The sequence below is a fragment of the Nitrosospira sp. Nsp1 genome (genome assembly GCF_900100985.1).
In the GTDB taxonomy this organism is placed as follows: domain Bacteria; phylum Pseudomonadota; class Gammaproteobacteria; order Burkholderiales; family Nitrosomonadaceae; genus Nitrosospira.
Genome location: NZ_FMUF01000018.1, coordinates 23,495 through 43,656 on the forward strand (window position 1 = coordinate 23,495; position 20,162 = coordinate 43,656).

Annotated in this window: 15 protein-coding genes and 1 pseudogene; 9 read left to right on the top strand and 7 right to left on the bottom strand. The window is 52.8% G+C overall.

What is annotated here, in order from left to right:
• Window positions 1-355: 355 nt before the first annotated feature.
• Together BLP78_RS16045 and BLP78_RS16050 are read right to left on the bottom strand one after the other, a co-directional pair.
• Window positions 356-619: a JAB domain-containing protein gene (locus BLP78_RS16045; protein WP_256330237.1), complete on the bottom strand. Its 264-nt coding sequence runs from the start codon at window positions 617-619 to the stop codon at window positions 356-358.
• A gap of 6 nt (window positions 620-625) precedes the next feature.
• Window positions 626-850: a hypothetical protein gene (locus BLP78_RS16050; protein ID WP_256330238.1), complete on the bottom strand. Its 225-nt coding sequence runs from the start codon at window positions 848-850 to the stop codon at window positions 626-628.
• A gap of 846 nt (window positions 851-1,696) precedes the next feature.
• On the opposite strand from BLP78_RS16050, the gene BLP78_RS11305 reads away from it, so the two are divergent.
• Both BLP78_RS11305 and BLP78_RS11310 read left to right on the top strand, forming a co-directional pair.
• Window positions 1,697-1,918, top strand: a complete 222-nt coding sequence (locus tag BLP78_RS11305; RefSeq protein WP_143002945.1) for a hypothetical protein — start codon at window positions 1,697-1,699, stop codon at window positions 1,916-1,918.
• 87 nt (window positions 1,919-2,005) lie between these two features.
• Window positions 2,006-2,584 carry a hypothetical protein gene (locus tag BLP78_RS11310; protein ID WP_090459298.1) on the top strand — a complete coding sequence of 193 codons (579 nt, stop codon included), beginning with the start codon at window positions 2,006-2,008 and terminating at the stop codon, window positions 2,582-2,584.
• Window positions 2,585-2,689: 105 nt separating this feature from the next.
• Here BLP78_RS11310 and BLP78_RS16280 read toward each other — a convergent pair whose 3' ends face one another.
• Both BLP78_RS16280 and BLP78_RS11315 read right to left on the bottom strand, forming a co-directional pair.
• Window positions 2,690-2,791 (bottom strand): hypothetical protein, encoded by a 102-nt coding sequence (locus BLP78_RS16280; protein ID WP_371128879.1) that lies wholly within the window; start codon window positions 2,789-2,791, stop codon window positions 2,690-2,692.
• Window positions 2,792-2,810: 19 nt separating this feature from the next.
• Complete coding sequence (locus BLP78_RS11315) at window positions 2,811-3,524, bottom strand: tyrosine-type recombinase/integrase (RefSeq protein ID WP_256330239.1); 714 nt, start codon at window positions 3,522-3,524, stop codon at window positions 2,811-2,813.
• 150 nt (window positions 3,525-3,674) lie between these two features.
• On the opposite strand from BLP78_RS11315, the gene BLP78_RS11320 reads away from it, so the two are divergent.
• The 3 genes and pseudogenes from BLP78_RS11320 to BLP78_RS11335 all read left to right on the top strand — a co-directional run bounded on the left by BLP78_RS11320 (window position 3,675) and on the right by BLP78_RS11335 (window position 11,603).
• On the top strand, window positions 3,675-7,718 hold the full coding sequence (locus tag BLP78_RS11320) for an InlB B-repeat-containing protein (RefSeq protein ID WP_143002946.1): 4,044 nt from the start codon (window positions 3,675-3,677) through the stop codon (window positions 7,716-7,718).
• Between the two features lie 111 nt (window positions 7,719-7,829).
• A pseudogene (locus BLP78_RS11325) lies at window positions 7,830-7,955 on the top strand (hypothetical protein); the annotation flags it as partial.
• Window positions 7,956-8,369: 414 nt separating this feature from the next.
• The gene (locus BLP78_RS11335) at window positions 8,370-11,603 is read left to right on the top strand and encodes a S8 family serine peptidase (protein ID WP_090459303.1); all 3,234 of its coding nucleotides are present in this window, start codon (window positions 8,370-8,372) and stop codon (window positions 11,601-11,603) included.
• Between the two features lie 126 nt (window positions 11,604-11,729).
• On the opposite strand, the gene BLP78_RS11340 is transcribed toward BLP78_RS11335, so the two are convergent.
• Together BLP78_RS11340 and BLP78_RS11345 are read right to left on the bottom strand one after the other, a co-directional pair.
• Entirely contained in the window at window positions 11,730-14,765 is a 3,036-nt protein-coding gene (locus BLP78_RS11340) for a Tn3 family transposase (RefSeq protein ID WP_090459305.1), read from the bottom strand.
• Between the two features lie 7 nt (window positions 14,766-14,772).
• Window positions 14,773-15,420 carry a recombinase family protein gene (locus BLP78_RS11345; RefSeq protein ID WP_090459307.1) on the bottom strand — a complete coding sequence of 216 codons (648 nt, stop codon included), beginning with the start codon at window positions 15,418-15,420 and terminating at the stop codon, window positions 14,773-14,775.
• A gap of 374 nt (window positions 15,421-15,794) precedes the next feature.
• Here BLP78_RS11345 and BLP78_RS11350 point away from each other — a divergent pair, with 374 nt between their 5' ends.
• Together BLP78_RS11350 and BLP78_RS11355 are read left to right on the top strand one after the other, a co-directional pair.
• On the top strand, window positions 15,795-16,118 hold the full coding sequence (locus tag BLP78_RS11350) for a type II toxin-antitoxin system RelE/ParE family toxin (protein ID WP_090459311.1): 324 nt from the start codon (window positions 15,795-15,797) through the stop codon (window positions 16,116-16,118).
• 13 nt (window positions 16,119-16,131) lie between these two features.
• The gene (locus tag BLP78_RS11355) at window positions 16,132-16,437 is read left to right on the top strand and encodes a helix-turn-helix domain-containing protein (protein ID WP_090459312.1); all 306 of its coding nucleotides are present in this window, start codon (window positions 16,132-16,134) and stop codon (window positions 16,435-16,437) included.
• A 242-nt stretch (window positions 16,438-16,679) separates the two neighbouring features.
• Here the strand turns inward: BLP78_RS11355 and fliE are convergent, their stop codons facing one another.
• Window positions 16,680-17,021: a flagellar hook-basal body complex protein FliE gene (gene fliE / locus BLP78_RS11360; protein WP_090459352.1), complete on the bottom strand. Its 342-nt coding sequence runs from the start codon at window positions 17,019-17,021 to the stop codon at window positions 16,680-16,682.
• 457 nt (window positions 17,022-17,478) lie between these two features.
• Here fliE and fliF point away from each other — a divergent pair, with 457 nt between their 5' ends.
• On the top strand, window positions 17,479-19,170 hold the full coding sequence (fliF, locus tag BLP78_RS11365; protein WP_090459314.1) for a flagellar basal-body MS-ring/collar protein FliF: 1,692 nt from the start codon (window positions 17,479-17,481) through the stop codon (window positions 19,168-19,170).
• Window positions 19,163-20,161: a flagellar motor switch protein FliG gene (gene fliG / locus BLP78_RS11370; RefSeq protein WP_090459316.1), complete on the top strand. Its 999-nt coding sequence runs from the start codon at window positions 19,163-19,165 to the stop codon at window positions 20,159-20,161. Before fliF ends, fliG begins: the two co-directional genes overlap by 8 nt.
• Window position 20,162: the final 1 nt, after the last annotated feature.

The window sequence follows — 20,162 nt, forward strand, 5'->3', positions numbered from 1 at the left end:
GTCGATGCGAGGATGGATGGCGGCAGCAATTCAAATTAAATTACCACCGGCAAAGCTGGCGGTTTATTGGGCGAACCCCTCAAAGGGGTCTCAAAACCGTGAGCCGCTTCGCGGCGGAGTGAGGCTACAGCTCCAAAGTATCTCTCTTGTAAATAATTACTTTGATCATATGGCCTATCCAATTCCATACACAACCCCCGACCGACGCAAAGGTCAAACCTTTCGGAGTCCCCGGCAAAGCCGGGGGGTTACGTTACTTAATGAGGCAACGCGCCCCTGTGCTCAGTAAAAAGGGTTCTAAGCCCAAACCTGAGGAATTTTTGGAATCGTTATAATTCAATATATTAAAGTAAGTTTACACTGGCCAATATGGCTTCCAAGTCGGCGCATGACAAATAACGATGTGATCGAGCACCCTGACATCCACCAGTCCAAGCACGTCTTTTAGGTTCTTGGTTAAAACCTCATCGGCCTGGCTTGGCTTAGCAATTCCTGAAGGGTGATTATGACAAAAGAGTACAGAGGCAGCGTTATAGTGAAGGCAACGTTTCAATACTTCGCGGGGGTATACGCTGGTTTGGGTCAGTGTGCCGGTAAACATCGACTCAACCGCTATCATGCGGTTTTAGGAATCGAGGAACACCACTTCGAAAACTTCATGCTCTTTTTGCGCAAGCCGCAAAGTAAAGAAGTTTTTTACCAGTGTTGGTGAATTCAATACCTCGCCGGCCTTGCGTAGTTTTCCTTCGACAATCGCAAGCGCGTGCGCGATAACGTCGTAATCATTGCTCAATGCGTAGGGCGCTGCATTGTCGCCAAGAGTAAAAAGGTCTGGTGTGGTGGTATTCATATTTGGGTTTCCTCGCGATTAAGGGTTAAAAATAGATCCTCTCGCTCGGACCCCTTTCGGTTTTTGTGCCTTTAATACGGAAAAGCAGCTAGCGCCTTTTCCTGTTGCGTTTTGGTTATCCCCCCACAAGTTCCCCCTCGCAGAGGATTGGGGGCGCTTATGGGGGGATGACGCAACAGGAATGGGCGCGTGCCGGGTAGAAGATTTTCAGGGGGGATGCGGCCGGCAACCGAAGGGATGACGGCTCACAGACCATGACAGGCAAAGCGCACCGCCGAAGGCGGCTGGCGTGATCTGTGACAGCAGGGAGCGGCTTAGGGCAAATTTTCGCGGACGCGAAAATCTTTATGAGGAGGTTTGCAAAAGGGATCGTTACCGGATGGCCGGGACTTCAGGCCCGGTGTGCGAAGCACATAGAGCCCGCCCCGCGCACAGCATGGAAGCGGGTTTGCCGCAACGGGCGTACAACCCCGCAAAGGAAGCAGCTTTGAAACTACCGTCACACCAAAAAGAGTGACTCCTGTTTGGGGCGTATTCGGACGGGATTAGCCGCAGTTAGCCTAACTTTACCTGTTCGAGGGGTCGGGTAAGAATAACCAATTTTACATTTTTGGCGGGATGGGCAATATTAGCCAGACTGTTTCCTGCTGATTGTCTGCGATTGGGGCTAATTTTACCTTTTTGAGGGGTTGGGCATTAATAGCCAAGAAGGGAGTTATTTGGGCATTAAAAAAAATATCTTGACAGATTGAATGATCTGCTATACTGCGAATGTCTAGTTGGGCTTATCGTCCCCAACCATATCGATCAGCGTAATAACAGAACAAGTCAGAGGACACAGATTAAATGAGAACTACTCCTTCTAAAGAATCGTATTTCTTGGGAAAAGGCTTTGAAGAGTTAGTCGGAAAAAAACTGGACCAGTTCCACACTCCCGCTGAGATGGAAGAAGCGATTGAGGAGAAGCTTGGTCGCAAATTAAAATCGGTATCTCTCGACCCAGAGAAAATGCGTAAGCAGTCTGAAAAAATCATCGAACAGTCGCGGTTGCTCCTCCATAATTTGTGAGTCTTTGGGATAATACCACTTTAAAGGCATCCATAAGAAAGCCGCGTTTACAAGCGCGGCTTTCTTTTTTTCTGCTTTGAGGAATCTATGACGGACAGAGAAAATAACCCGTACAAATTCTACAGGGAAATCGTAGAACCAATGTACGCAGAACTTCTCCGTCAGGGGATAAAACTTGAGTCCGTAACTGAAAAAAACACTAAGGCACTCAATGCTCTTGCCCGAGCCGACTCAAAAGATTCTCAGAATGCTCAGTCCGATTATGAGATTGCGTTTTGGTTCATAGTCGATGCCGGTTTTGATGTCGCTCAAAAGATAGCAGTTAATCTGTCCTCTCAAGCAAATGAAATTCTCTCCGATAAGGAGAAAACAAAGTGGTGTGCACGTGCGCCCAAAGAAAAAGTTACCGAAGAATATAAGAATGCGCTCAAGGCATTTGAGGCGGCAACGGAGAAAGCGACTATTAGCACCCCTAGTGAGCGTGAGGCAGCAGTTTATCTGTTTAAAGAAGCCGCTACGGCATACAAGGTGTGGATTGATTTATTTGATCCAGAGTTACTTGAGGACTTTAAGTACTTTCACTTGAAAAACGCTGTAAGGATACATGGAGTAGGTTTTATTGTAGGAGTACTAGCAAGTGTTACTGCTGCGTTTATTATGATGTAGCTAATGTAGCTACTTTAATTGACGGCTCTCCATCGGGTAGGCCTCTTGTGTTTTTCTCGATAGCGTTCAAGAATATCCACATATTGCACAAAGATCATTGATTGCTTAGTAAGCGACCTTAAAAGTCGGACTATCCTCCGGCCGGGTCTTGCGGTGATCGTAGATCCGGGTGATGGCAATATTGGCATGGCCCAGCCACTCCTGCACCTTGGCAATGTCCGCGCCGTTATCCAACGCATTGGTTGCGGCCGTGGCCAGCAGCTTCCAGATACTCTTCTATCAAGGTCAATGTACCAGGATGGGTGGGAACGAAGCGCATCTTGCCACCTTTGCCTTGTACCTGCAAATGAGCCACCCCCCGGCGTGGTTGGCAATAGTCCTTCACCTTCAGCTTGGTAAGTTCTTCCCGGCGCAAGCCATGATAGAGCAAGGCCGAGAGAATGGCGCGGTCGCGCTTGCCTTTGAGCGTATTAGCGTCCGGAGCGCTCAACAAGGCGCGCGCCTGGGCATCGCCCAATGCAGGGGTTTTTCCCTGTTGCGATTCCACTACCGGGCGCTTCACGCCTTTGACCGGATTGTGGGTCACTGCATTGGATTCACATAAATGTTCGAACAAGGAAGCCAGCGCGGCCAGTTTTCTGCGGATGGTGGCGCCGGCGAGCTGGCGCACTTCCAGCGTTTTGCGCCAGGCCAAAACGTGGGATCGGGTGACGGTGTGAAAATCCTCCGGTTGCTGGATGCCGACAAACTGCATGAAGTCGCGCAAGTCGTTTTCGTAAGCGCGCCGCGTTTGCGGATTGTCGATATTGGCGAACCATTCAATTGCCGACGGCACTTCGCTCAATTGGCGGTATTGGGCGGAAGTCAGCATCGGTACTTCCGCTGTGGATGCCAGATCGGAAATACCCGAGTTTTGAGGTTTTGGGATGAGCGAATTCATGAGCTTAGTTTACAGTTGATAAAATATGTTATCAACTGTAAAGGGTGCAAGAAATTCTATCTTATCCCCAGCTTGTTTTATCCTTATTCTCATCTATAAATGAAATATCAATATCAATAGCAACCCTATACCCAGGGATGGAGACAAAAAGTGAAACAGCGAGATGATTCAGTAAATACTAATTCGAAACTCGCTCAGCACATGGCCTCAAAATTATTTGCCATGCTACTTTTTTGCTTTGCAAGTAGCACGTATGCGGCAGATCTTCGTGTCATGAAAACAGGTCTTGGAAAAGGCTGGATTGAAGGGGACGGCATATCGTGCGGTATTGTTGGCACCAATCCGGCAACGGATACGGACACTGTCGGCACTAGTTGCAATACCGCCTCAACCACATCGATCACCCTGACGGCGAGGGATCATGCCGGTTCCAGTTTTGCTGGATGGGGTGGTGATTGTGCGTCATCTGGCACGACGGCTACATGTACTGTTCCAATGGATCAAATGCGATCGGTGCGTGCGAATTTCACGTTAGATACTCCCATTGCTGCCCTGACTGATTTAACTCCTGGGGGAATCAATACTTATCTCACAGGTGCTGGCAGTAACGTCAATACGCTGGCGGAATTCGTTGCCGCCCTGCCGGCAGAGTTCAGACAAAACTGGATTTTGATGACGCGATCAGAAAGTTTACAGACCGGCACGGGTGAGTTTCCTCGAATACTGCTGGTCAGCGAAGATTCAGAGCAAGCTTTTTCGCTTGGCCTGGCCGAGCACTCGTCTTTCCCAGGTGCACACCCGAATGCCATTGAATATATGCAGTGGGACGACTCGCAAAAGAATTTTCGATTTCACGAGATCGTGATTAAGCCAATACCCGACATGGATGAAATCAGTCCAGGCGTGTTTCGGTTTCAAGCAAGACCTCAACGGCAGGTTACCGAAGACGATCCTAAATGTTTCGCCTGTCACTCCACCCGAAATGTGCGCAACAAAGGCACCACACCCGGAACAACGGGAAATCCCATCGGTTCAGTCAAGTTTAAAAGCAAACCAAACTGGGATACCTACGATAGCTGGGGAGGGATGTTGGCATTTAATCGTGACCGCATTTACAAAGGTTCGATCGAGGCCGCGACCTTTCGAAAGTTAATGAATTTATGGAGCTGGCAAACCAATGAAGACGTCCGCGCGGTGATCGAGCAACTTGCACTTCAGCCCCCGTGGGTGACTGATGTAGTCAGACCTCAAGATAGAATTACGCGCTGGGACACCCCCGGCACTGAAGGTGGGCCAAATGACGGCCACATCCGTTTCAATTTTGACCCGCCTTTTCCAGATGTCGCAAGCGAACCCCTTCCTACAGTAGTCGTCGATACCACCGTTAATTATACGTTCGACAGGTTAACGCCTAACGCCACCCCATCAAGGGTCGCTCGAAATAATGATTTTGTGGTGTTACACCATTCAGATACGGGGACAGGTATCAGATTCGACCCAGACGAAGGTCGCGGGACGAATTTCTTTAACAATCTTTATCTGGACCTTAATCCACAACGCATCGTGGATGAAATGACGCCCCCTTACCACGCGACGGGTAACGTGCCCATTGACGTTCGACCCATTGCGCTTGCGATTGCGGAGGGTTGCATCAGTGTAAATGGCGGAACAGATATCACCTCAACCCAGACGATTTCGAGTATCACTGATGTCCCACCCTTTTTTGCAGCTCGAAACGGGATGAATTTCAATGACGTCTTCGATGACACACGTCGGCGTGCTGCCAGCATCTCGCGTCGTAAAGCCGATATTCAAAAACTGAACCTCGATCGTGATGGGGATGTATACGTCGATGATTCACCCGGTGCAGACCCAGCCGTCGGACTGATTGACATGCATATCAGTAACACGGATGGCATTGTTCCCGAGACAGACCCGAGCAGTACTGCAAGTTTAAGGCTACGCCAGTTGCGTCAGGAAATATTCCGTCGACCCACGAGTAGCATTATTGAGCTCGATAGTGGGGGCGGTTCGTCTGACCAAACTGCGATGGGCGGAATTTATGTCGATCGTGAAGACTACGACGTCAATACCGAGAATATTTCACTGTATCGTTATTTTCTTGAACCATTGGGTGTCTCCGTCGATAAATGGTCGCTGGGCGTACGCGGAAGATCACGCACCTACTCATTCGCCGATCAATTTAATATCGAAACCAGTTATGACGAAACATTTCGAACTGATTTAAGTGAAAGCCTCGGTGTTTCAGGCTGTGCCGAGATTATGCCGTTAGTTGCGGCAGAGTTTGCGCTTGACAAACTACCTGATGCAGATGACCCACCGACTTACACAGACATTCAACGCATATTCAACAAGAGCTGTATCGAATGTCATGGAGGGCTGAACTACCCACCGGTGAGAAAATACCCCTGGGCAAACTTTGATTTATCGGAAGCCGAAGTCCCGGCAGCCGGCGAACGCAGACTATGGAAATCGCTCAGGGAGGCCAGAAGACTCATTAGTGCACCTGCCTGTGATCCGAGTGTCGTGACATGCACGAGCGTCGATGCGACGAACCTGGCTAGCAGTCGTATGTATCAACGTATTACCGACGACGGTAATCTGCAGCACCCTTACGATCCAGACAACATTGCGGGTTCCAATGAGGACTGTCCGTTTGGACTCATGCCCTGCGGTGGCCCACCACTCAGCAAAACCGATATTAAAACCATTGAACGATGGATAGTGGGCAGCGCACCGAACACGGAAGGCGACCCGCATATTCGAACGGTTGATGGTGTGAATTACGATTTTCAAAGCACGGGTGAATTTGTGTTGCTGCGCGATCCGGGTATGGAATTACAGGCTCGCCAATCCGCCGTGACGACCGCCGGACCTTTGGGAGCCAATGCCCATACAGGTTTGAGTTCCTGTGTGAGTCTGAATACCGCCGTCGCCATGCGCGTTGGTGATCATGTCATTACCTATCAACCCATTTTACATCCACCATCAACTGGTGAATTCGACACTCCCAAACCAACTATTAAATCGACTCGCCTGCAGCTAAGAGTTGATGGTGAACCCACCGTGCTGGGTACTAACGCTATTGCGCTGAGTAAGGGCGGTCGCATTGTCCCCACCAACGACAACGGCGGCTTGGAAGTGCAAATTCCAGGCGGCACACGCATCGCCGTCACCCCTTCCTTTTGGGAACGCCATCAGTTGCATTACATGAACATTAACGTTTATCACGGTCGTGCGACCGAAGGCATCATGGGTGCGATTGCGCCAAACAACTGGCTGCCAATGTTATCGAACGGCGATTTTTTGGGACCGCGTCCCGCCAGCCTCGCGCAAAGGCACCACGATTTATATAAAACATTCGCCGACTCCTGGCGTGTCGATGCAACGACGTCACTGTTTCATTATGAGCCCGGCTTAACCCCGGATTCATTCGTCGTGCCCGACTGGCCCGTTTCACAGGCACAAAACTGCTTGGCGCCAGCGCAACCGGGTGTACCCGTACCGACAGCGCCAATTACCCCAATTGGAAAAGCGCAAGCAGAACAAATTTGCGCTGGTCTGGTTGATGTTCCGCGTCGGGAAAATTGCATTCAGGATGTCATGGCAACGGGCGACGCCATTTTTGCAGAAACCTACCTGCAATCACAAAAACTGGATCAACGCATCGTGCTGGCGCCACCCAAACTGACCAACCCGCCGCGCAACGGCGAAGTCCCGGGGAATCAGGTCGATTTTGAGTGGACGCCAGTGCCTGGCACGGTAGAGATTGATGTCACACATTACCATTGCCTCTGGAAGAGCGCTGAACGCTTTGATTTCAACAAATGCACAGTATTAGGTACGGATGGCAGTCCGCTGGATGACATTCTGCCGCCTGCAATAGTGAAACATTTATCGCCTGTTGTCTGTATCGTGTTAGTGGTGATACTGCTGGTGCTTGCGCTGGTGCTGTTCCTTGCCAATAAACGCAGAGCATCCCTGTTCGCGCTGTTACTTGCTCTCATCCTTGTCGTGATTTGCTGGCTTCACTATCAGGGCTCAAGTGAGCCGACCAGCGTCAGCATTAAAAACCTGGATCCGGGTGAAACATATCGCTGGAAAGTGGTGACCGAAACGAAAGACGGGCTTATCACTGAAAGTGAAACCTTGCTATTTTCGGTGCAAGAGTGAAGGAGCTGCATGCGGAGCATCCCGCCTACCCGCCCCTCTGCTTTCAGGAGCACGATGAATTGCAGGTATGGGGGGTCGTGACTGGCGCGGTATCGCCCTTTGCGGTATAGCGTGGCACAAGCAGCTTCTGGCCATGGGCGCGTGTTCGCCCTGGTGGATGTCAACAACTTCTACGTGAGCTGCGAGCGGTTATTCAATCCGCATCTTGAAAACCGCCCTGTCGTCGTGCTCTCCAATATAGGGATAGGGATCAGCTCACGAAACGGGTAGAGTCGAGATGTGACGCAGTGGTGTTAGGTTCAGCCTATCTGTTGCCGCCCCTTTCGCCAAATGCTCTCAACTTGACGTACACAAACCCCCTTGTATTCTTCTAAATCCATGCTATTTAATATATATAGACACAACCCTGAGAGATTGCTTGAGTTTTTTCCTGTATAGACTGGAGCACCAGGAGGGCGGTGTTATCTACATAGGATTTAAAGAAAAATATAGAAACGAATCTGTCAATCCGAAAGTATTAATCGATGACGTGCTGATACAGAAATTATGCTTTTGGCGGTATCCCGTAAAACGTAAGGGCGCTGACGCCCGAGAAAAGAAGAACTTTGTTAGCATTGATTCTTATTTATCATTTATGTCAAAGGAAAGGCCATGATGGTCCGTCTACCGGTTTTGTTGCTATCCATCCTGGTTTCCTCCTGCACAATATTCAGTAGCATCCATCCCGACAAATCTCCGGGTCCTATTCTGAGCAGCGAGCCCAGCGGCACAGTAATCAAGACCCCGTCGAGTTCCGGAGGGGATTACTATTTTACATTCGACAAAAAAATTCCCATCGAGATCGTCGACAACGCCATTGCTGTGTTGGCGCGTGAGGGCAGAGTAGACGCCGCAAAAAAGATAGGCTTGGCAATGCAATTCACGCTCATGAAAGAGTACGATGGTGGATTGCTTATCTTTGCGCTTCCGCGGCGCATGAATCGTGAGGAAATCGTTAACTTATCGCGAGAATTGCCCAAAAGATCCGATCAGTCGATTGGGAAGGCGGGCTTCGTGGTTTCACCGGCCGGTTCAAAAACTTTCATGCTGCTCAGTGACGAATTCGTAGTTCAATTTCGTCCCGATGCAAAACCGGAGGCCATAAAAAAGTTTAATGCCGATAATGCGGTGGCAGTCGTGATGAAAAATCCCTATGCAGAAAATCAATACCTGTTGACCGTGACTAGTGGCTCTGAAGCTGACGCCTTGGAAATGGCGAACCGTTATCAACAGGCCAAGGAACTCGTCGAATTCGCGCATCCGAACTTTATTCGACCGATTGAGGTTCGGGAAACGGTTCCAAATGATACGTTATTCCCTAATCAGTGGCATCACCGTAACACTGGCCAATCTGGCGGCACCGTCGACGCCGATGTCGACACTTCCTGGGCCTGGGACATTAACCAAGGAGCGCCGGGAACTGTGATAGCCGTGATTGATGGCGGGTTCGATCTCAATCACCCTGACTTGGCTCCGAATCTATGGGTGAATCCGGTCGATGTCCCAAATGGTGCTGACGATGATGGAAACAATCTCATCGACGACATCAATGGCTGGGATTTTACGGCTTGTGACGCCACCCCGGGAGCAGGCTGCGGTGATAATAACCCTACAGGCCCCGATACCAATTTTGGACGGCATGGCACCGCAGTTGCTGGCTCAGCGGCTGCGCGGGGCAATAACGCGCTGGGGGTAACCGGTAGCTGCCCGAACTGTAGTCTCATGTTGATTCGCATTGGTGGCGCGTCAGGGGCATTTTCAAACGCGCTCGCGTTTGGCTACGCGCAACAGTCGGGTGCGGCAGTCATCACAAACAGTTGGGGTTATGCGATAGGCGGCCCGGTTACTGCGGCTGAGGTGACGGCGATCAATAACGCGGCAACATTGGGGCGCGGTGGACTCGGCAGTGTGGTATTTTTCGCCATGAATAATCCCAACGTTAATGACTGTATCGGTGTAAACCCAGATATTTCGTCGCTGGCAAGTGTGATTGCAATAAGTCGTGCAACCAACCGCGATCAGTTCGACTTTAGCGGCTTTGGTAATTGTATGGACCTGCTTGCGCCCTCCGCAGGTTTGACGACCGTGACCTCTGGTCGTGGTACGCTCTGGGCGACAACCACGGATATGGTCGGGGCGGCTGGTTACAATAACAATGCAACCAGCGGAAATTGTCCAACTGTCGAGGCTGGGCCACCGCCAGCGAATGCGCGTGACTATACTGCCTGCTTCAATGGTACGTCGTTTGCCACACCATTGACTGCCGGCATCGGCGGTCTGGTGCTTTCGTCGAGTCCGACTCTCACTCGCATTCAAGTCCAACAACTGCTTCAAGACACCGCTGATCGCATCGAGGATTCGACCGGGAGCTATGCAGATACTAATGGCTTCAGCAGTCCAGCGGCTGGTCATGCGACACATGGTTTTGGACGCGTCAATGCCTTTGAAGCGGTGCGAGTGGCGGCACCCTCAGCCCAGGGCGGCCGCGCCGGTGTCGATATATTTTTGCGCGACAACCGCCTCGATTGGGGCAATACCGAACAGCCGAGCAATACATCGTTTGAACCGACCCGTGGATTTATCGGTCACTGGCAAAGCATGGATATCAAAGTAGATAAGCCGCCCTATGAAGCGATGGCTCCGACGGCAGCAAACTTCGATGCTTTCCCGGATGAAACGCCAAGTGGTATCAGCGGCGAGGTGAATCGTGTTTACGTTCGGGTGCGCAATCGTGGCCCGGCGGCAGCAACATCAGTAACGGTGAAATTACTTTGGTCACAATTCGGTACCGCCCTGCCCCCGCTACCGAGCGATTTTTGGACGGCGTTCCCCGGTAATTCTGCCGATACTACCGAGTGGCACCCACTCAATTGCATGGGAACTGCAACGCCCAACTGCGGGATAACTAACTTGGCATACTCCGGTAGTACGGTCGCAGGAACTGGAGCCGATGCCGGACAGGTGGTTGTGTTTGATTTTCCCGCGCCATCCCTCGACCCGGCACGTCCAAACCACTTTTGTCTCTTGGCGATAGTCGACTCACCGCAGGACAGTATATCGGCTAACTCTCGCGCAAGCTCCGTTGTCGATGTAATCACCCCGACTGATAATAATGTCACCCATCGCAATTACTCTGATATTGAAACCGGCAGGGGACGCAACTTCGGCCGAAACTTCTATGTTCGTAATCCCCACGACTTTCCAATTCGTACACGACTACGCGTCAATGCGCCTGCCGAGTGGCTGGTCGAGCTCGATAAGTTCGGTTTTGACGTACCGTTTGAGCTAAAACCGAGAGAACAGGTACTGGTCAGCGCAAGGACGGTATTACCCAAAAATAGACTCACCGGTGAAGTCCATATTTCTCAAGAACGCTTTGACGGCAAACGCTTGGTCTTGATGGGCGGAGTCACTCTCGGTTTTGCGCCGAAAATACTCACCAGTCCGCCGACCCCAACGCCTGACGCGTCAAGTTCGTATCTCGTCGGCGCCTACGATTTACGCGGTGGCTCAAACACGGTAGTACGCATAATTAATCCCGCAAGCCAGCCACAACGCTTGTTTGTAGCCTTCTTTGACAATAACAACCGTCCATTATATTGCACACGCGAAACGCTACCGGCTGATGCATCTCTTGAGTTGGATGTCCGTAGATTTGTTCCAAAGAGACATTTTGGGATAGTTAAAGTACTTGCTTTGGATGCTAATGATGATCACGAGGGCTGGGGGATTGTAGGCAATCAGCAATCCGAGCATAAGCTCGGAATGGCTGAAACGCCGCTCCATCCGATGCCGCGAAGTGAGTTTGCAGGCGAGTACCCCCGCATACGGGAAATGTGTCGCTGACGATTAGATGTAATAGAGGTAGAGGTAAAGACACGATTCGCGCTTGGTCTGGCCCGAGGGTCGGCGACGTATCGGGGTTCTAAGCCCAAACCTGAGGAATTTTTGAAACCGTTATAGTTCAGTATATTACAGGAAATTTACACTGGCCAATATAGCTTCCATGTCGATCGGATGCTGATTGTCGCGGAATGCGTAATGTCCCAGGAAATGGATGTGCTGCCAGGCGACAGGCGAGATTCGTTTCAGCATATCCAGCGCCTTCTGGTTTACCTCTACCTCGTAACGGTTCAGTAGCCCCGAGAGCAGGATGGAATTATAGGCGGTCACCACGTTCGCGACCAGACGGCCGCACTCGTTACTGATCGCGATGTCCAGGTCAGTACGCCCGATCAGCTCTTTCCGGCCGCTCACTTGCGCGAGCACGGAGCGCAATTGATGGTAGGCTTCGATGCGGTTCTGTGAACGATGGACATTCCGCTGCAGTTGCGGATCGCGCAGGTAGCGCAGCGTATAGATGCTGCGAATCAGCTTGTCGAACTCGAAGATTGCTTTGCGCGTACGGTGATGACCGGACAGGGTGCATAATTTGCGTACCAGCGTGCTTTGGCTCATCTCCTTGAGTCCCAAGGTGGCCACAATGCGGTCGATATTGTCTTTCTCCGAGACGATTAATTCGCGGTCGATCTGCGCTGTCGGCAGAATCAGGAAATTGGCGTACTCCTCTGGATCGCAGCCGCAGCAAAGATGATTCAGCTGCGTCTCCAGATGAGTGAAGCGCGGCGCGAGGTTCATCCCGAACCAGTGCAGGATGGCGAAGTTCGCCTTGTTGATGCTGTGCATGTCGCCGGTAATGGTGGTCGGCACGATATCCGAGGTGTTGTTGTAACAGATGTCGAACACCCAATAGCTTTCGTGCTGGTTCGCGCCCAGCAACTCAGTCTGTAGCGCCACATGGTTAACCAACAGCGAATAGGCGACGACACCCCGATCCTTGCCGAAGTACTTGCGCGAGTAGCGCGCCTTCAGCGTTGGGTCAGCGGCGCTGAATTTCTGGCCATCGACGCTGCCATAGAGCACCTCAAGGTCAAACGAATAGTACGGAAAGATGGGCTGCTGCGCGATAAAATTGCTGATCTGGTCATTCGCCGCTTTCAGCGTCGCCAGACGCAGGTGTTGCTGATGGGTGGCTTCGAGGACGTGATAGGGAATATCGCTGGTCTCGGCTATACTGAGATTGCCGTGATTCATGGCCTGCGCAATAATCACCGCCATCAGGCTATCGTCATCGGCGATCTTTTTCGCATAACGCGGTTGCAAGGGTGTCATGGCCGACAAAAAGCGGCACTGTTCATTTACAAAACGGAAGATGTCGGCAATATCTCGCGCCTGGACTTTGGAATAGAAGCCCTTTTGCAGCGCTTCGTCCTGTTCGGCCTTGGGACGGTGCCAGATCAGGGTTTTCTTGACCGGATCGAAGTCCAGATGTTTGAGCTTGCCTTGGCGCAACTCCCGGTCGAAAGATCGCCACTGGGTATCAAGCTCAGTGAACAAGGTGTCGAGTGTGGCACCGGCCGGTTGACGCAGCCACGGGATATCCAGTTCTTTGAGCACCGCCGCCTTCCGATCCAGGGCGATCAGTTCATCGGCGAAGTGCCGGTGTTGCACACTGTCATCGACGAATATGTCGCCGATATCGAGGCACTTGCGCAGTTGCCGGTACACCCAGAATTCGTAGCGGTCACCCCGTAGGCTGGTTGGATTACCATTTTTATCGAAGTCCAGCAGATAAGTGCGCAAGCGCTTCGGGATGGTGTTCTCCGGAATTTCGTCGAGCGGCCGTTGCGCGAGCCGCTGTTGCCGGGCGAAGACACCTTTCATCCAAGCCAGGGCCGAGAGCCATGGACTCTTGGTGGCGCTGCTGCCGAAGTCGAGCGACATGGCGAGTGGGCGCAGGTTCTTGGTGCAACGACCGGATTGCTTGTCTACCGACTGCCAGCGTAACTCCATCTGGCTAACAGGTTTTTCGCATAGGCGCTGGCCGGTCGAGAGCAGAGCCTCTTTCGACATGATACTGAAAGCCTGACGCCGCACCGAGCCGAAGGGCGTGGCATCTTCAAGGGCATCGTCCACATATAGCAGGAGTAGCTGGCCGACCCGTGGCGCTGCTTGTTGTTGCTGGGTTTGAGCCTTGGCGGCCTGCTTGTTGGCCGTTTCCTTGGTGTCGTCTTCGAGCTGCTTCATGTGGTAGCCCAGCGCGTCAACCAGGTTGTCAGAAAGCTGCCGGTAGCGCTGCCAGGCATAGCACAGCAGATAGAGATAGGTCTGTCCAGGCTTGAGCCGCCGTAAATCGTAGATTGTGTAATAGTTGGCAAGGCTGGCGTAATAATCGATATTTCGTTGCGAGATATCCAGGTTGGGCAACAGCGCTTTCGCGATCGCATACAGCGGCATCAGCGTGGCGCGCTTCTGGCGCTCCATGACCATCATGCGATGCCGGAAGTGTTTGGCGTCCTGTTTGACGGCCGCCAGTTCGGACAGCGTATCCTCTCGCACCAGCAGTTTTTGCAGTGCGGCGCGCGCCACTTCGTCCAAGGCCGCTTCGACCCGTTGTTCCAGGCGTTGACGTTCGGTGCTGAGCGCATCGCCAATGAGCGTTTGCAATGTGGTGTAGCCCGGCCGCACGATGCGCTGGCCGTTCAAAAATACCATCAGTTCGCTCAGCAGGAAGGTGGCGGTCACATCCGTTCTGGCCAGCAGCGTTGCTTTTTCCAGCAGCACTGGCAGATCGCGGTCAGACCACATACGATAGCCAAACAGGGCGGCGATCTCCTTGCGCTGCGCATAGTATTCGCTGTCGCGCAGTTGCAGCGCGGACAGTGTCTGGCCGGGAAAATAGCGCAGCAACAGAAAAGCGATGTCTTCCGGCGGCACGTCTTTCAGGGAGAAACGAAAGAAAGCCTGCTTGGCCTTGAAGTAACCGATCTGCAACAGGCAATAGACCTGCTCCGTCATGCCTTTGCGTCGAAACGCCAAGGCGTGTTCAGCTTCGGTCATGGCGAGAAACTCGGTGCGCTGGAAGTCGTCGAAATCGGGCAGACCATAGAGCGCAAGCTTCTCTGCCTCCGAGAGGACAGTCAGGTACTTGCTACTGTCGCTGCGCATGTACCACTTACTGCGCAGCCAAATCGCTATCGGCAGCTTGCGTCTTGGCCAAGTGGATGGCCCATATCCGCTTGACCTGGCTTCGGCTACACCCCGCCAGTTCTGCAGTCCGCTTGATGGTTTGGCCGATGCCACGCAGCATGACGATACGCTGGTGTGTCGTGGTATCAGGCATGCGGCCGGCGTACTTGCCAACGGCCTTGGCAAGGTGGACACCCTGACGCTGCCGCTCGCGGCGAGTCTCATAGTCATCACGGGCCATTTGCAGCGCCAGCTTGAGTAGCAGCTCCTGCACTGACTCCAGTACGATCCTGGCCACGCCATCAGCACCAGCCACGAAGTCAGACAAATCGACCACGCCCGGCACGGCAAGCTTGGCGCCCTTGGATCGGATCGAGGCGACAAGTTGCTCTGCCTCAGCCAACGGCAGCCGGCTGATGCGGTCGATCTTCTCGGCAACGACCACTTCGCCCGGCTGCAAGTCAGCAATCATGCGCAGTAACTCGGGTCGGTCGGCGCGAGCACCCGACGCCTTCTCGCGGTAGACGCCAGCAATGTAGTAGCCTGCCGCGCGGGCACTATGCTCAATATCGGCTTGGCGGGTGAGATCCTGTTCGTCGGTGCTGACGCGCAGGTAGAGGCGGGCGACATTCATGAACGTTGGCCAAGTTGGGTATACTTTAATTGGCCAATTGTAAGACCATGTAGCCAAGAAGTAAAACTACGATGTAAATTGGCTAGCAGCGTATTGGCTACTCTATTTGGCTAAGCAGCCCGCCGCAGATCTACAAAACCAACTGACCATGGCCACCACAGCAGTAACCACTGCCGAATCACGCACGGTTGAAAATTCCTGTAGTTTCTCGCTGCCATGGGTTATTTGTCATGCGCCGACTTGGAAGCCATATTGGCCAGTGTAAACTTACTTTAATATATTGAATTATAACGATTTCAAAAATTCCTCAGGTTTGGGCTTAGAACCCTTAAAAAGGAGCTTCCCGTATTATATCTTTTTTGATATACTGAGATATGAGCTGGACGGTCGAGACCCTGAATGAAACCGTTGGTGCGGAGGTCGAGGCCTTGCCCGAAGACATGCGGGCAAGGCTGGCGCGCATCGCAAAGCTTATTGAGGAGAAGGGCCTGGAGCTTGTGGGCGATCCGCACGTGAAGCATATTGAAGGCCGTATTTGGGAAATACGGCTGAAGGGCCGCAGCGGAATTTTGCGGGCGCTTTACGTGACGGCACTGGTTCGACGCGTGGTGATTGTCCGAGTCTTCGTGAAGAAAACGGATAAGACGCCGCGGCGCGAGATAGACTTGGCGTTAACCCGCGCGAAATCGGTTCAATGATGGAGGTGTAGCAATGGCGCGCATATCTGAGATGCACAAGAAGTGGCTGAAAGAGCCGAAGTACAAGAAGGCTTACGATGCGCTAGAGGAGGAGTTTGTCCTGGCGGGGGCCGTCATGGACGTGCGCAACCGCGCCGGCCTGACGCAAGAGGAACTGGCCCGAAGGATGGGTACGACGCAGCCCGTCGTCGCCCGTCTGGAAAGCGGCCGCTCCCGCCCGTCGATGCGGACGCTGGAGCGCTTGGCGGAAGCTACGGGGTCTCGTTTGCTCATCAGCTTTGCGCCACTAGAAGCAGCGAAGCGAACTGCAAGCCGATAACGGGGTAGCCGCTTCGGGCCCGTATACATGACTTCGCCGCAGCGGCTTAGCGTGCTTTAAAGCGCGAATCGTGTCTTTACCTCTTTAAGGAGAGAGAAAGTAACGATGATACCAAACCACACCATTGCTACATCGCCCCGCCAGTTATTTGCTTCAAAGCCAGAGAAGCAAGTCCTTTGATTACATCAAAGGTCAGTTCAACACCTTTTGAATGGGCTGTCGATTTAATCGACTCCCCACATTCACACCGGCATGTTCATGATATCTTGATACGCCGATACCATCTTGTTGCGTACTTGCAGGGTATATTGGAATGAGATGGAGGCCTTCTGCATCGATATCATTGCCTCGGTAAGATTCGCATCGGGCGCGCCCAGTTCGAAATCCCGCGCAAGCTTTGCCGCATGCTGCTGGACGTTATTCACCTGATCCAGCGATTTCCTGAATACGGTGGTGAAATCGATACCCATACCTTCACCGCCGCCACCGCGAGCGCCGGCTATCGCCGATGCCGGCTTCCCCGCCGCGAGCGCAGCACCGGTTTGCAATTGGGCGAGCATTGCGTCTATTTTCGATACATCCATCTGATCCCCGTTTTTACGCTTTTCTGGAAAGTGTGCACGATAACACGGCCCTACCTCGGATCCGTTCGCTGAAAAGGCTGCAAAACCCACTTCTATTCCTTGTTTTAAAACCTGCGTGCATGTTGATAATGCTCGAATTCGCCTGGCAGCCTGTCGGGCTTGAAGAATCGCAGCGAAAAAGCGGCGAAATATGAACTGCCCAGACGCTTTTGCAGCCGATTTCATTTAGGTCCGACAGGTTGCCAGACCCGGATACAGCAGCCGACAGCGCACTTTTAAATTCAGCACCCATGACCCATAAAGATTTCCCGCATTGCTTGGCCTCACCTTCCTGGTGAACTCACTACTACTTTGCTACCTCACTACAGCCGCCGAATTCAGATTGAATGCCAAGTTGAGCTTATATGACAAACAATAAAAAAATCCATTCTATTCATATCGAATCGCTGGAGACACCATGTCGGTAGTTGCCGAAGCCATCGCACCGGGCGGAGTCCAGACTTTCGCGCAGGGTTTTTTGGCGCGGATGTCCAGTCAGCAGAAGATGGGCCTGATGCTGGCTGTTTCGGCCATTGTCGCATTGCTGGCAGGCGGCTGGATGTGGAGTCAGGTTCCCGACTACAAAGTGCTGTTCAGCAATGTATCCGACCGTGACGGCGGGGCCATCATTGCATCCCTGCAGCAGATGAACGTACCGCACAAGTTTGCCGATGGAGGTGGAGCAATTCTCGTGCCCGCCAATCAGGTTCACGACGTCCGCCTCAAACTCGCTGCGCAGGGCTTGCCCAAGGGCGGCCTGGTCGGTTTCGAACTGATGGAAAACCAGAAGTTCGGCACCAGCCAGTTTCTTGAGCAGGTCAACTTCCAGCGCGCGCTGGAAGGTGAGCTCGCTCGCTCGATCCAGGCAGTTTCAGCAGTCGATAGCGCGCGGGTCCATCTCGCCATCGGCAAGCAATCCGTATTCATGCGCGAACAACAAAAGCCAAGCGCCTCGGTCCTGGTAAATCTTTACCCCGGCCGCGTGCTCGACCAGCAACAGGTAAACGCAATCATACATCTGGTTTCCAGCAGCGTCCCCAACCTGCCTGTCAGCAATGTCACGGTTGTGGACCAGCATGGCAACCTGTTGAGCAAAATTGACGAATCGGACGCCAGCACAGGCTTGAACCCCAACCAGTTGAAGTATTTGCTGGCGTTGGAGCAGAGCTATATCAAGCGTATCGAAGCCATCATCGCGCCCATCGTGGGAAAGGAAAACGTGCGCGCCCAGGTTACCGCCGATGTCGATTTCGCTCACTCCGAGCAAATGGATGAAATTTATAAACCCAACCAGGACCCGGGCAGTTCCACGGTACGCAGCCAGCAGACCTCGGAATCAGCCAGTGGGGCCGGTCAGGAGGGCGGCGTGCCGGGCGCTCTTTCCAATCAGCCTCCCATGCCGGCAACGGCTCCGATCACGACACCGCCGGGCTCTCCCCTCAGTCAGACGCCCACGACCGGCGCCACGGAGCCTGTAACGCCTCCTGTGCAAACCAGCATGAACACACGCAAGGATGCCACCACCAATTATGAAGTGGACAAGAGGATCCAGCATGTGCGCAGACCGGTGGGCGGCATAAAGCGCCTGTCCGTTGCGGTGGTTGTCAACCACAGCAAGATGACGGATCAGAATGGAGTGGTCAGCAGCAAACCGTTGAGCGACGCCCAGAAGATACAGATCACGGATCTGGTGAAGGAAGCCATGGGCTTCAGCAATGAGCGTGGCGACACACTGAATGTAGTCAACAGCCCATTTACGGATATCGAGCAGGATGTCCTGCCCGAGGTGCCGCTCTGGAAACAGCCGGAAATGATTGATCTAGCCCAGCAGATCGGGAAGAATTTGCTGATCGGGGCGCTGATTCTGTATCTGGTATTGGGCGTATTGCGACCGATGCTGAAGCGCGCGAATCAGCCGCCGCCCCCTTTGCTGACGGATTCCACCGAGAAGAACGAAGATAAAATCGGGCAACAGCCCGCTCCGGCTCTGGCTACCGTGCCGCGATCCTCCGGTTATGAGCAAAACCTGGCGCTTGCCCGACAATTGGCCAGGAATGACCCGAAGCTGGTGGCGGGCATTGTCAAACAGTGGGTGACAGGCAATGAATGAGGAGGGCATCAGCAAGGGCGCGATCCTGCTTCTATCGCTGGGAGAGGATGAAGCAGTGCAGGTACTCAAGCATCTGAACCCCCTCGAGGTGCAGAAGCTGGGCATCGCAATGGCAAAAGTCAAGAACCTGAGCCAGGAGCAGATCAATGCGGTGCTCAGCGATTTCTGCAGCCGCGCCAATGGGGAAAACCTTCTCATGGATCTCGACTCGGAAAGTTATACCCGCGCGGTGCTTGAAAGGGCGTTGGGCGAGGACAAATCCACGGACATCATCAGCCGTATTCTGGAAGGCAACGACACCAGCGGGATAGAAGGCCTCAAATGGATCGATTCGCAATCGGTCGCAGAGCTGATCAAAGGCGAGCATCCACAGATCATCGCCACCATCTTGGTGCATCTGGATCGAAATCAGGCAAGCGATATTCTGGGTCAACTCACCGAGCAACTGCGTAATGACGTACTGCTCCGTATCGCCACGCTCGAAGGCATTCAACCCTACGCATTGCGCGAGCTCAACGATGTGCTGACCGACCTGCTCTCCGGCAGCGAAAATATCAACAAAAGCCCTGTAGGAGGAATCCGCACGGCAGCCGAAATCATCAACTTCATGGGTAGCGCAGCCGAGACTTCCGTGCTTGGCAATTTACGCGAGTTCGACGAGGATCTGGCGCAAAAAATAATGGACCAGATGATCGTTTTCGAGAACCTGATGGACATAGACGACCGTGGCATTCAACTTGTGCTGCGTGAAACTGATTCCGGGTCGCTCGTCATCGCGCTGAAGGGCGCGGCCGAGGAACTTCGCGAAAAAATATTCAGAAACATGTCAAACAGGGCTTCCGAAACGCTGCGTGAAGACCTGGAAGTCATGGGTCCGGTGAGGGTGAGTGAAGTAGAAGCCCAGCAGAAGCAAATATTACAGGTTGTTCGCCGGCTTTCCGACGAAGGCCGGATCGTATTCGGCAGCAAGAAAGAAGAAAGTTATATCTAGC